This window comes from Streptomyces kronopolitis (genome assembly GCF_050953795.1).
Lineage (GTDB): Bacteria > Actinomycetota > Actinomycetes > Streptomycetales > Streptomycetaceae > Streptomyces > Streptomyces kronopolitis_A.
The window spans coordinates 5,559,571-5,571,938 of sequence record NZ_CP191850.1; the positions used below are offsets into that span (position 1 = coordinate 5,559,571).

The following is a 12,368-nucleotide window of genomic DNA, read 5'->3' on the forward strand; positions in this document are numbered from 1 at the left end:
ACCGGGCGGTTCACAGGAATCCTTCAGGCCAGCAGACCCGAGCGGCGCCACAACCTGCGGCCCACGCCCTGCAGTACGCCGATGTCGTCCAGGAAGTCGGTCAGCCGCTTCGCGCCGGACTGCATCACCTCGCGGCGGTGGCCGCTGGCCTTCACCTGGGCGAGGGCCGCGCGCCGGTCCAGCCCGACCTGGGAGTAGACGTCCGGGTTGACGAAGGCGAGCGAGAACACCCGGGCCGCCTCGCCGGAGCTGACGCGGGTCAACTCCCGCTCCCAGCGCGGCGCGGTGATCATCTGGCGGCGCAGTTCCTCCCGGGCGTAGCGCACGTGCCGGGCCTCCTCGACGACATGGATGCGGGTCACCCCGCGCACGATCGGCTGCACCCGCTCGTCCGGGAAGGTCAGCCGCTGCATCCAGTCCAGGATCTCCTCGCCGAGCAGGGTGCAGGCGAACGAACCCGGGGTGGTGGAGACCGTCTTGAGGACGCGGGCGAGGTTGTGGTGCACCCGGGAGACCGGGTAGGCGGGGGTGCCGCCCTTGTGGATCATGCGGGCGAACATCTTGGAGTGCCGGCACTCATCGGCGATCTCGGTGAGCGCGTAGCGGACGTGCGCGCTGGTCACCGGCTTGTCGTAGATGTGCCGCACCAGCAGCTGCATCAGGATGATCTCGAACCAGATGCCCAGCGAGGCGAGCGAGGCGGCCTCGTGCCGGGCGAGGTCCTGCTGCTGCTCCAGGGACATCCGCCGCCACAGCGGGGTGTCGTAGAGCGAGACCAGCTCCGGCGGCCAGAACCACTTGCCCTCCTCCAGGGGCGCGTCCCAGTCGAGTTCGGTATCGGGGTCGAAGGAGTGCCGGGCGGAGGAGTCCAGCAGCCGCTCGGCGACCTGTTCCCGGTCCTTGAGCAGACCGAGGGCGTCCCGCAGGACCTCGGTGTCCGTCACGGTCATGTCGGTGGGTGCGCTCGTCATGATCTGGCTACCTCGCTCTGGGTTTCCCGCGTTCCCTCTTATGAGACTGCTTGTCAGCAAGCTCGTCAATCCCTCGTGCGCGACTTATTGACCCGCCGGTAAGAAGCGTGTGAGCCTGCCAACGACCGCCCGTGACAAGGCGTTTGGCGAGCCGAGGAGGCGTCCGTGTCGACCCGAGACCTCTATGTGCAAGACCCAGGCGACCCCGTGTGGAAGGTGCCCGCCTCCGGCGCGGCCCGCTTCAGCTGGGACTACGACGACGGACGCGAACGGCTGCTCGCGCTCTACCAGAAGGGCAAGGACAAGCAGTGGGACGCCACCCTGCGGATCGACTGGGACCTCGAAGTGGACCCCCGGGACCCGCTCGGCACCCCGGACGAGTCCATGTCCCTGTACGGCACGCGGTACTGGGACAAGATGACCGAGAAGGACCGCGGCGATCTGCGGCAGCACTACACCTCCTGGCAGTTCAGCCAGTTCCTCCACGGTGAGCAGGGCGCGATGGTCTGCGCGGCCCGGATCGTGGAATCCGTCCCGGACCTCGACGCGAAGTTCTACTCCGCCACCCAGACCATGGACGAGGCCCGGCACGCCGAGATCTACAGCCGTTTCCTGCAGGAAAAGATCGGGATGCTCTACCCGATCAACGACAATCTCCAGGCGCTGCTGTCCGACACCCTGAAGGATTCCCGCTGGGACATGCCGTACCTCGGTATGCAGGTCCTGATCGAGGGCCTCGCGCTGGCCGCTTTCGGCATGATCCGCGACACCACCACCAAGCCGTTGCCCAAGCAGATCCTCGCCTATGTCATGCAGGACGAGGCCCGGCACGTCGCCTTCGGACGCATGGCGCTGCGCGATTACTACCGGCAGCTCACCGACGCCGAACTGCGCGAACGCGAGGAATTCGTCATCGAGGGCTGCTACTTGATGCGCGACCGGCTGCGCGGCCTGGAAGTCCTGGAGAACTTCGGCATTCCGCCGAAGGAGGCCGCCGAATTCACCGAGAACTCCGAATTCCTGCACCTCTTCCGGAAGCTGCTCTTCAGCCGCATCGTGCCCTGCGTCAAGGACATCGGACTGTGGGGCGAGCGGCTGCAGCGCGCCTATGTGGACATGGGCGTCTTCGAGATGGGCGACTCCAACCTCGATCTGCTGATGGCCGAGGACGAGGAACTCGCCGAGAAGCTGGACGCCGAGCGCTTCGCGGCCGAGGAACAGGCCCGTACGGCGGAGGTCGCGGCGGCCATCGAGGAGGGCGCGGCACAGGACTGACCCGCGGGGCGGGGCTGACCTGCGGGGCGGGGCGGGCCTGCGGGGCGGGGCGGGCCGGCGGCCCGCCCGGGATCAGGGGGTCAGCGCTTCCCCGACCGTGCCAGCCAGCGCCCCTCGTGCCGCGAGACCTCGATCGGCCGGCCGAAGCAGGCCGTCATCCGCGCCCCGGTGAGCACCTCGTCCACCGGCCCGCGCGCCTGCACCCGGCCCTCGCGCAGCAGCAGGGCGTGGCCGATGGCCGGCGACAGCTCCTCCAGATGATGGGTGACCGTCACCGTCGACAGCTCCGGCCGCCCCGCCGCCAGCCGGTGCAGCGCGTCGATCAGGTCCTCGCGGGAGGGCAGGTCGAGCGCGTTGAACGGCTCGTCGAGCAGCAGCAGCCGGGGCTCGGCCATCAGCGCGCGGGCGATCAGGATCCGGGCCCGCTGGCCGCCCGAGCACACCCCGTACGGCCGGTCCGCCAGCTCCTTGCAGTCCAGCTCGGCGAGCAGCTCGTGGGCGCGCTCACGGGTGGCCGCGTCGTACTTCCGCCACAGCGGCTGCACGGTTCCGGTCGCGCCGGTCAGCACGACGGTGTGGCCGGTCGCGTCCTGCGGGACCTTCTGCGCGCCGGAGACCAGGCCGATGGCGGCCCGCAGCTCCCGCACGTCCACCGAGCCGAGCCGGTGGCCGAGCACCTCGACGGTGCCGACGGTGGGGAACATCAGCGCCCCGGTCAGGCGCAGCACGGTGGTCTTGCCGGCGCCGTTCGCACCGAGCAGCGCCCAGTGCTCGCCGGACCGTACGGTCCAGTCGACGGCGTCGAGGATGACCTGCCCCGTGGTGTGGCGGTGGACGCCGACGCCCTCCAGGGCGGCGATCACACGGGCGGCTCCCGGGTCCGGCCGCGGTGCGGACGGCGCGGGCTCCGGGGACGGCGAAGGCTGCGGAGTGGTCATCACCGCAGACTAGCTGCGTATGACACCTTTCTGTGCAGGTGTCCGATGTGTGGACCCCCGGGGGGCCGGTCGCGGCCGCCGGGCGGCCCGGACCCGCTTCGGTTACGGGCCGGTCAGCCCCAGCAGGGCCCGCACCCGCGCGTACTTCTCCGCCAGCCGCTCCCGGGTCGGTGCGTCCAGGACGGCCAGCCGCTCCGGATCGGCGTTGTGCGCCAGATCCGACTCCTTGATCAGCAGCGCCCCGGGGGTGGCCAGAATGCGGGCGGTGTACTCCTCGAGCGGTTCCTCCGGCCCCTTGGTGACCGCCAGGATCATCGCCTTGACCTCCTGGCTCAGCGCCGCACCGGCCAGCCACGCACGGCTCAGCGCCCCGTCCTCGACCGCGTCGTGCAGCCAGGCCGCGGCGATCTGCTCCTCGCTGCCGCCCCGCTCCCGTACGCCCGCCGCGACCGCGGCCAGATGCTCGGCATAGGGGCGGCCGGCCTTGTCGGTCTGCCCGGAGTGCACCCGCCGGGCCAGCGCCTCCACCTCGGCCAGGGACAGCAGCGGGGGCGGAGCCGGTTCCATGGGCGGGATCGCGTCAGCCATGGGGCCATTGTGACCCGGCGGCCGGGCCGGGCGTCGGCGGGTCCCGCCGGCTCCCGCCCCGTGCCTCATCCCAGCGCCGCCGCCATCACCGCCTGCGCGATCGGCGCCGCGCTCCCGCCGCCGCTGATGTCCGCGCGGTCGGCGGCCGCGTCCTCGACCACCACGGCCACCGCCACGGCCGGCTCGTAGCTGTCCTTGGCCCGCGCCCAGGAGATGAACCAGGCATAGGGCATCCCCTCGTTGTGCACCCCGTGCTGCGCGGTGCCCGTCTTGCCGCCGACCGTGACGCCCTTGAGCGCGGCGTGCCGCCCGCTGCCGTGCGCGACGACGTCGACCATCATCTCCTGGAGCTGCTGGGCCGTGACCGGGCCGATCACCTGGCGGGCGGCCGGGCGCGGACCGTCCTCGACCAGGACCCCGCGGGCGTCGGTCACCTTGTCGACGAGGTACGGCGGCGCCAGCCGCCCCCCATTGGCGACCACCGCCGAGACCATCGCCATCTGGAGCGGCGTGGCGGCGGTGTCGTACTGGCCGATGGCGGACAGCGCGACCTGCGAGGGATCCATCCGGGTGTCGAAGTTGCTGGGCGCCACCGGTGAGGGGATCCGCAGCCGGCGGTCGTTGAAGCCGAACTTCCGGGCGGTGGCGGCCATGCCGCGCAGCCCGACCCGGGCGCCCAGCCGCGCGAAGACGGTGTTGCACGAGGCCCGGAAGGCGTCCTTGAGCGGGGCGTCCGCACAGCCCTTGGCGGCATTGCCGAGCCGGGTGGCGGTACCGGGCAGCGGATAGGGGTCGGGGGAATCCGTCGGGGCGTCGATATCGGTGACCGCGCCGCTCTCCAGCGCGGCCGCCGCGGTGACGACCTTGAAGGTGGAACCGGGCGGATAGGTCTCCCCCAGGGCCCGGTTGAGCATCGGCCGCCGCTCGGCACCGTTCAGCCGGCGCCAGGCCGCGCCCGCCGTCCGGCCGTTGCCGGACAGCTCACCCGGGTCGTACGACGGCGTGCTGACCAGCGCCAGCACCCGGCCGGTCTGCGGCTCGATCGCGGCCACCGCGCCCTTCTTGTCCCCGAGGCCCTCGAACGCGGCGCGCTGCATGCGGGGGTCGATGGTGGTGTGGACCCTGCCGCCCGGCCGGTGGGTGCCGGTGAGACGGTCCCACCAGGGGAAGGCGGCGAGCCGGTCGTCGGCGCCGGAGAGCACGCCGTCCTCGGCGCTCTCCAGCAGCGAGGTCCCGTAGATCTGCGAGGAGTAGCCGGTGACCGGCGCGTACAGGGGGCCGTCGGCGTAGCTGCGCTCGTAGCGCAGCCGCCCGCCGCTGTCCCGGGAGCCGGTCACCGGGCGGCCCGCGACGAGCAGGGCACCGCGCGGCTGCGCGTAACGGGCGATCGCGGTGCGGCGGTTGGCCGGGCTCTTCCCGTAGTGCCCGGTCTCCAGGATCTGTACCCGTGCCGCGTTGACCAGCAGCGCCATGAGCAGCAGGAACGAGAAGGCGGCGGTGTGCCGGATGCAGCGGATCACCGGCCGGCCTCCGGGGCGGAGGCGTCATCGGCGGGCGGGGACGCGGGGGCGGTCGGGGCGTGCGGTGGGGCCGGTGGGGACGACGGGACGGACGCGCCCGAAGGGGGCCGGCTCCGGGCCGCGGAACCGGTCGGCTTCAAGAAGCCCACCACCCAGCTGCCCGCCCCGAACAGGCTGTCCCGCCCGGCCAGGCTCCCCGCCCTGCTCCCGCCGTGCGCCGCCTCGTCGCCCGGCCGGCCGCCGGCCGCAACCGCGGGGGCCCCGGCCTGTGCGCTCCCCACCGCGCCGTCGCCGCCGGCGCCTTCCTTTCCCGGCATCCGCGCCCGGTTACTGATCCGCAGCAGCAGCGCGACGATGATCCAGTTGGTGACGACGGACGACCCGCCCTGCGCGAGGAACGGCATCGCCATCCCCGTCAGCGGAATCAGCCCCATCACCCCGCCCGCGATGACGAAGACCTGGAGCGCGGGCAGCGCCGCGAGGCCCACGGCCAGCAGGCTGCCGAACGCGTCCGGCAGCCCGAGCGCGGCCCGGTAGCCGCGGGCCACCAGCAGCGCGTACAGCAGAAACAGCGCGGTCAGCCCGGCCAGCCCGAGCTCCTCGCCGAACGTCGCCAGGATGAAGTCGGACTTCATCGCGAAGCCGATCAGATACGAGTGCCCCTGGCCCAGGCCGGTGCCGAACATCCCGCCGGCCGCGAACGCGAACAGCGACTGGGCGAGCTGCCCCGGCCCCTGACCCGCAGCGATCCCGGCGAACGGATGCTGCCAGTCCTGGACCCGGACGTGCACATGCGGCTCCAGCGTGCCCACGGCGGCCGCCCCGATGCCCGCCAGAAGCAGCCCGACCGCGATCCAGCCGGTCCGCCCGGTGGCCACGTACAGCAGCACGACGAAGATCCCGAAGAACAGCAGCGAGGTCCCCAGGTCCCGTTCGAGGACCAGCACGGCCACGCTGACCAGCCAGATCGCCACCACCGGCCCCAGGACCCGGCCGGCGGGCAGCTGCAACCGCCCCATACTGCGGCCGGTGCGCGCCAGCACCCCGCGGTTGGCCGCGAGGTAGGCCGCGAAGAAGACGGTGATCAACACCTTGGCGAACTCACCCGGCTGAATGGAGAATCCGGCGAGCCGGATCCAGATCTTCGCCCCGTTGACGGCGGGGAAGAGGATCGGCGACGCCATCAGCAGCAGCGCGAGCGCCGCACACCGCGCGGCGTGCCGCTGCAGCGTCCGGTGGTCGTCCAGCAGCACCACCACCGCGATGAAGAGCACGAATCCGACCGTCGACCACACCAGCTGGGTGGGCGCGGCATGGTCCGCCGGGGTGTCCAGGTCGAGCCGGAAGATCAGCACCAGCCCGAGCCCGTTGAGCAGCACCGCGGTGGGCAGCAGCAGCGGATCGGCGTACGGGGCGCGGAAGCGGACGGCGAGATGCGCCAGCAGCGCCAGCCCGCCGAGCCCCGCCCCGTACCGCAGCGCCCCGGCCGGCAGCGCGTGCCACCGGGCGAGCCCCACGACGACGTACCCGCAGACGCTGATGAGGACGGCGCCCGCCAGGAGGGCCAGTTCGACGCCCCTGCGCCGGGGCAGTAGCGGCAAGGGTGGGGGAGTGTCCAACGGGCGCGCGGCGGCCGCCCTTGCCATTGCCGTCATGCCTGGCAACGTAGCAAGCAGAGGCCGCTATTTCCGTTATGTCGGATACGGCGTCCGGGGCGTCCGCGATGTTCCGGACGCCGGGGCGCACCCGCCGCCGCACACCCCGGACACCGGGACCGGGGATGACCCCGACGTCACCCCGGGATGTCCCCGGGGGCGCCCCGGGGCTGACGCCCGGACGCCTCAACACCAGCGGGGCGGCTCCTGCCCGACCCGCACGATGTGGCGCTCCGAGGACCAGACGTACGAGGAGTCGCTGAGCTTGTACCAGACCCGGTTGCCCTCGACCTTCTGCCCGTTGAGCCTGCAGACGATCCCCACCACCGCCCCGTAGCCCTTCGAGCCCACCGCGCTGAACTCGTAGCTCGGCCCCGTGCGCAGCTCCACCCCCGCCCTGGCGACGATGTGCGCCTCGTACGGGGCGAGGCTGCCGTCACCGTCGGACGCCCGCGCCGGACTCGCCAGGACGGCCCCGGTCAGCGCGCACAGGGCGAACGCACCGGCCACGCCGGTCTTCGGCTTCGGAAACATGCGCTTCCTCCTGCGAAGGGAGAGCCCCGGGGAGTCCCCGCGGGGTGGATCACGTGGTGTCACCTGGCATCACCCGACGGACAGGCCGGGGCCTGCGCCCCGCCGGTGGTGCCGAGCGCACCCTTCCCCGGCGGCGAGTACGGCTCCTGCCCGCCACGCGCCACGCTCCCGCAGCGCGCCCTGCCGCCCGTCTCGCCTCTCCTTTTCACGCTAGAGAGACACCGGACAGTACGCAACTCATCACTTTGCGTAACGAATCCAGTGAGGGCCATCGGGGGTTGCCGCCGGGCGATCCGCCACCCCCGGGCGCGGAAGGGAGCCGCCAACTGCCCGCCCCCGCAGCGCCCTTGATTGCCGTCGGGGCGGCGCGGGCCCGGACGCCGGGCCCTCACGACCTGTACGGAAGTGCAGAACCGCGGGCCCCAGGGGGCACCATCACGGATTCGGGGGGCGTGCGTCCGACATCGCAGCCCTCGGCCCTACGTCATCAGTCATCGATCCTCGGCCGTTCGGTCACCGGTCATCACCCCTCGGCCGTGGGCGGGGAACCGCAGGGCGCATCAGGGGAGAATCAGGGGCCGCCCCGGGGTGGCTCGGGGGTATTCCGGGTTGTTCCGCGAACGCGCCCAATGGCACTTTGTAAACTCGTCCAGACCGAAGAGAAGAAGAAGGCCGAGGCCGAGCTCGTCACGCTGATGCGGATGACCGAAGACACCGGTCGATGGCATGGACCTGGTCCATGACCACCGTGAGCGAGGGGCTATGGCGTACGTCACACCCGTGCACGCCGAGTGGAGGTCCCGTGCCGTCCCGCCTGTTGCGGGCCGCGGAGCGCGGGTGACCGTCCCCCTCGACGAAAGGCAGTATTAGCGTCATGACGACTCTCCGTTCCCGGATCATCGCCTGGGCCGGCCGTATGTATCTGGCGAGAACGCGCAGGAAAGGATTCGACCTGTCTCGAATGTCTTTCTTGCCCGAGTCCGTCCTGATGCCATTGCGGCGCGATGGCCTCGATCCCGTGGGTGATTTGGCGGCCGTCCGGGAGGAGGAGCCCATCAGCCGGCTCCCCGTACCCATAGCCGCCAACGTCTGGCTGGTCACCGGCTACGACGAGGTCAAGGCGGTACTGGGAAAGGCCAATGCCTTCAGTTCGGACTTCACCAACCTCGTCGGCAAGGCCGGCGCGGGCGCCGAACAGAACCCCGGCGGGCTGGGATTCGCCGACCCGCCGGTGCACACCCGCCTCCGGCGCCTTCTCACCCCCGAATTCACCATGCGCCGGCTCAGCCGGCTCACCCCCCGCATCCACGAGATCGTCGAGGAACAGCTCGACGCCATGGAAAAGGCGGGCAAGGACGGCGACCCGGTCGACATCGTCCACTCTTTCGCCCTGCCCATCCCCTCCCTCGTCATTTGCGAACTCCTCGGCGTCCCTTACGAGGACCGCGCCGACTTCGAGCGCCTCAGCGCCGCCCGCTTCGACCTTTTCAGCGGCGCCAATGCCTCCTTCGGCGCCATATCGGAATCCCTTTCCTATTTCCGGGACATCGTCAAGAAGCAGCGTGAGAACCCGGGTGACGGCCTGCTCGGGATGATCGTGAAGGAGCACGGCGACTCGGTCAGCGACGAAGAGCTGGCCGGCCTCGCCGACGGCGTCCTGACCGGCGGCTTCGAAACCACCGCCAGCATGCTGGCGCTCGGCGCCCTCGTCCTCCTCCAGGACCCCAAGCACTTCGCGGCCCTGAACGACGGCGACGACGTCGTCGACCGCTACGTCGAGGAACTCCTGCGCTACCTGACCGTCGTACAGGTCGCCTTCCCGCGCTTCGCCCGCGAGGACCTGGAAATCGGCGGCGTCCAGATCACCACCGGCGACGTGGTTCTGTGCTCCCTGAGCGGCGCCGACCGCGACGGCAAACTGGGCCCGGACATGGAACGCTTCGACCCCTCCCGCAACGTCCCCTCCCACCTCGCCTTCGGCTACGGCATCCACCGCTGCGTGGGCGCCGAACTCGCCCGCATGGAACTCCGCGCCGCCTACCCCGCCCTGGTACGCCGCTTCCCCCACATGCGGCTGGCCGCCACTCCCGAGGAACTGGAATTCCGCAAACTCTCGATCGTCTACGGCATCGAGTCGCTGCCGGTACGCCTGGACGGCTGACGCCGGGAAGCTCCCCCGCCGACCGGGCGTACGGCCACCGAGCCGGGTGCCCGGTCGCTGTGTTGCCACGACGGCGCCGAGAAAAGCCGCGGCGCACTCGCTCCCGACTCGGCCCCCTCTGCCTCGACTCCCGTAGCCTGCCGGGTGAGTTGGGGTTGCTGTGTCGTGCGAGTGCCCCCAACGGGCGGGCTGCACCGAGGGCAGGGACTGCGCCGCTCGGGCGGCGCATCTCGGCAGGCAGGAGACCGAGGCCGATCTCGATCTTCGCGACCCGGCGGAGGGGGCGAGTTCCCGGGCCTCGCCCACGAATGTCGGCGCAGGCCCTCTTCTGGCCGGCCCTGCCTGCGCATACGCGAAGACCCCGGCCTCAGCGTCTCCGCTGATGTCGGGGTCTTGGGCACCTTGTGCAAGGTGCCCCCGGCAGGATTCGAACCTGCGCACACGGCTCCGGAGGCCGTTGCTCTATCCCCTGAGCTACGGGGGCGTTGTCGCCGGTTTGTGTGGCGACGGGTAGAACCCTACCAGCTCTGATGGGGTGTTCATGAACAGGTTTGGTGGGTGGCGGGGGAGGGGGATCGGCGGGGCCTAGCGCATGGATGTCGGGTGGCGGTGGTGGTCGGGGAAAGGTCCCTCACACGGGGGCGGAAGTGGGGAAAACCGGGACGCAGTCGCAGGTGGGGTCCTAGTCTCATGGTGTGCCTGGCTTGTCCGGTCGGATCCTTGTAGTCGATGACAACAAGGTGATCCGACAGCTGATCAGGGTCAATCTCGAGCTGGAGGGCTTCGAGGTCGTGACCGCGGCTGATGGTGCCGAGTGTCTGGATGTCGTGCACCACGTGAGACCTGATGTCGTGACCCTTGATGTCGTGATGCCGCGACTCAACGGTCTGCACACCGCGGCGCGGTTGCGCTCCGATCCGCGGACGTGGGACATCCCGATCGCCATCGTCAGTGCGTGTACCCAAGGCGAGGTGGACAACGGGGAGTCGGTCGGGGTGGACGCGTTTCTGGCGAAGCCGTTCGAGCCGGCCGATCTGGTGCGAACCGTGGGGAAGCTGGTGCGCGAGGGACGGCAGCGGCAGCGCGGGCCCCAGGGCGGCGCCGACGACGAGGACGGGGAAAGCGACGGGGGCGGGGGAGTGGCGGAGCACGGCGCTCCGTCCGGTGGGGTCGCGACATCCGGTGGGATCGGCATGCTGGACGCGGGCGGGGAGTGAGGGATGCCGCCGGATACCTCCGGATACCTTCGGATACTCCGGGAAAGGCGAGCGTCCTTGTTCACCCGCTGAGCGCGCTGACTGCTGATACCTGGTCGTTGATCGCTGGCCGCCGGCTGCCCACCGCTGATCTCTGACGGCTGTGCCCGGCGTTGAATCGTTGGGCGGGCCCGCGGGGTGATCGGTTCGGTCCCGTGTGGCTGGGCGGATCGGGGTGTCGGGTGTCCACAGGGCGAAACCGGTCGCATGGGTACCCCCGGTCTCCCATACGCTTGTCCTGTGACACCCGCTGAGCTCTCCCGTACCGTCCTGCGCTCCGTGCGTGGCGCGGTGGAGGAACAGGAGCTCTCCGTGGCCGTGCCGGCGCGGATCGTGGTGCAGCCGCCGCCGCGCCCCGGGTGCGGGGACTACGCCTCCAATGTCGCGCTGCAGCTCGCCAAGCCGGCGGGCCGGCCCGCCCGCGAGGTGGCCGAGATCCTGCGGAAGCGGCTGGCCGGAAGCCCCGGGATCGCCCGGGTCGAGATCGCCGGGCCGGGGTTCTTGAACTTCACGCTGGGGGACGATGCGCAGGTCGCCCTGGTGCGGCAGGTGCTGGCGCAGGGCGCCGGCTACGGCGACCGGAGCGCCGGGGCCGCCGCGGTCGCCCCGCGCACCGCTGATGCCGTTTTTCCCGCTGATTCCTCGTCCCGTGTCGGCAGCGCAGCCGGCCCCCGGCCTCCCGCCGCCCGTAGCGCTCGCGAGGCCGTGGTGGCCGAGGCCCTCGCGCGGATCGACGAGGCGGCGGCGGCCGGAGTGCCGGACCGGCAGGCCCGGGCCGACGCCCACCCCGTCCCCGTCTCCACCTCGTCGAACGGGCTCGCCGCCCCGGCCGACCCCATCGGCCCCCTCGCCCCCGCCGACCTCCTGGCTCTCCTCCGCCGCCTCGGCTCCGACGAGGCGCGCTGGGTGCTGTTGCGGCCGGCCGCGCACGATCCGGTGCGGGTGCCGGAGCGGCCGGTGCAGCGGGAGAGCAATCCGCGGTTCCGGGTGCAGTACGCGCACGCCCGGGTCCGGGCGCTGCTGCGGAACGCGGGTGAGCTGGGGTTCTCGGGGGAGCCGGGGGACGTGGGGCCGCCCGTGCACGGGGGCCTTCCGGAGGTCCCGGACGAGGCGTCCCGGCGGTCCGTATCCGGTGGAGGCGGCCGGGTGCCGGACGCCCCGAGGACGCCGGACGCCCCCGCCCGGGCCCTGCAGGGGTTCCTCGCGCTGGTTGCCGCCTATCCCTCCGTCGTCGAGGCCGCCGCGCGGCTGCGGTCGCCGGACCGGGTGGTGCGGCATCTGGAGGCGACGGCGGACGCGTTCTTCCGCTGGCACGACGTTTTTCCGCCACTGCCCGTCGGGGAGCAGAAACCCTTGGCCGTGCACCGGGCCCGGCTGGCGCTTGCCGAAGCCGGCGGGACGGTGCTCGCCAACGGCCTGCGTCTGCTCGGCATCTCCGCTCCCGAACACCTCTGAACCATGGTGAGGATC

Annotated in this window: 10 protein-coding genes and 1 tRNA gene; 4 read left to right on the forward strand and 7 right to left on the reverse strand. The window is 71.7% G+C overall.

The window, feature by feature from the left end:
* Positions 1-23: 23 nt before the first annotated feature.
* Positions 24-971, reverse strand: a complete 948-nt coding sequence (locus ACQP17_RS24770; RefSeq protein WP_433858256.1) for an AurF N-oxygenase family protein — start codon at positions 969-971, stop codon at positions 24-26.
* A 165-nt stretch (positions 972-1,136) separates the two neighbouring features.
* Here ACQP17_RS24770 and ACQP17_RS24775 point away from each other — a divergent pair, with 165 nt between their 5' ends.
* Complete coding sequence (locus tag ACQP17_RS24775; protein ID WP_433858257.1) at positions 1,137-2,246, forward strand: ferritin-like domain-containing protein; 1,110 nt, start codon at positions 1,137-1,139, stop codon at positions 2,244-2,246.
* 80 nt (positions 2,247-2,326) lie between these two features.
* On the opposite strand, the gene ACQP17_RS24780 is transcribed toward ACQP17_RS24775, so the two are convergent.
* From ACQP17_RS24780 to ACQP17_RS24800, 5 genes are all read right to left on the reverse strand, one after another.
* Positions 2,327-3,184, reverse strand: coding sequence for an ABC transporter ATP-binding protein (locus ACQP17_RS24780; RefSeq protein ID WP_433858258.1), 858 nt, complete (start codon positions 3,182-3,184; stop codon positions 2,327-2,329).
* Positions 3,185-3,286: 102 nt separating this feature from the next.
* Entirely contained in the window at positions 3,287-3,772 is a 486-nt protein-coding gene (locus ACQP17_RS24785; protein WP_433858259.1) for an HD domain-containing protein, read from the reverse strand.
* A 65-nt stretch (positions 3,773-3,837) separates the two neighbouring features.
* A complete protein-coding gene (locus ACQP17_RS24790; RefSeq protein ID WP_433858260.1) occupies positions 3,838-5,292 on the reverse strand; it encodes a penicillin-binding transpeptidase domain-containing protein in 1,455 nt (484 codons plus the stop codon).
* A complete protein-coding gene (locus ACQP17_RS24795; RefSeq protein ID WP_433860000.1) occupies positions 5,289-6,938 on the reverse strand; it encodes an FtsW/RodA/SpoVE family cell cycle protein in 1,650 nt (549 codons plus the stop codon). Before ACQP17_RS24795 ends, ACQP17_RS24790 begins: the two co-directional genes overlap by 4 nt.
* A 195-nt stretch (positions 6,939-7,133) precedes the next feature.
* Complete coding sequence (locus ACQP17_RS24800; protein ID WP_433858261.1) at positions 7,134-7,481, reverse strand: hypothetical protein; 348 nt, start codon at positions 7,479-7,481, stop codon at positions 7,134-7,136.
* A gap of 874 nt (positions 7,482-8,355) precedes the next feature.
* Here ACQP17_RS24800 and ACQP17_RS24805 point away from each other — a divergent pair.
* A complete protein-coding gene (locus tag ACQP17_RS24805) occupies positions 8,356-9,642 on the forward strand; it encodes a cytochrome P450 (RefSeq protein WP_433858262.1) in 1,287 nt (428 codons plus the stop codon).
* Between the two features lie 412 nt (positions 9,643-10,054).
* Here ACQP17_RS24805 and ACQP17_RS24810 read toward each other — a convergent pair.
* Positions 10,055-10,126, reverse strand: a tRNA-Arg gene (locus tag ACQP17_RS24810).
* A gap of 211 nt (positions 10,127-10,337) precedes the next feature.
* On the opposite strand from ACQP17_RS24810, the gene ACQP17_RS24815 reads away from it, so the two are divergent.
* Both ACQP17_RS24815 and nrtL read left to right on the forward strand, forming a co-directional pair.
* Complete coding sequence (locus tag ACQP17_RS24815; RefSeq protein WP_433858263.1) at positions 10,338-10,859, forward strand: response regulator; 522 nt, start codon at positions 10,338-10,340, stop codon at positions 10,857-10,859.
* Positions 10,860-11,138: 279 nt separating this feature from the next.
* On the forward strand, positions 11,139-12,353 hold the full coding sequence (gene nrtL / locus ACQP17_RS24820) for an ArgS-related anticodon-binding protein NrtL (RefSeq protein WP_433858264.1): 1,215 nt from the start codon (positions 11,139-11,141) through the stop codon (positions 12,351-12,353).
* Positions 12,354-12,368: the final 15 nt, after the last annotated feature.

Bases quoted from the DNA above. Each gene is read 5' to 3' on its own strand.
- ACQP17_RS24770 (WP_433858256.1), bottom strand. From the start codon at position 971: ATGACGAGCGCACCCACCGACATGACCGTGACGGACACCGAGGTCCTG.
- ACQP17_RS24780 (WP_433858258.1), bottom strand. From the start codon at position 3,184: ATGACCACTCCGCAGCCTTCGCCGTCCCCGGAGCCCGCGCCGTCCGCA.
- ACQP17_RS24785 (WP_433858259.1), bottom strand. From the start codon at position 3,772: ATGGCTGACGCGATCCCGCCCATGGAACCGGCTCCGCCCCCGCTGCTG.
- ACQP17_RS24795 (WP_433860000.1), bottom strand. From the start codon at position 6,938: ATGGCAAGGGCGGCCGCCGCGCGCCCGTTGGACACTCCCCCACCCTTG.
- ACQP17_RS24800 (WP_433858261.1), bottom strand. From the start codon at position 7,481: ATGTTTCCGAAGCCGAAGACCGGCGTGGCCGGTGCGTTCGCCCTGTGC.
- ACQP17_RS24805 (WP_433858262.1), top strand. From the start codon at position 8,356: ATGACGACTCTCCGTTCCCGGATCATCGCCTGGGCCGGCCGTATGTAT.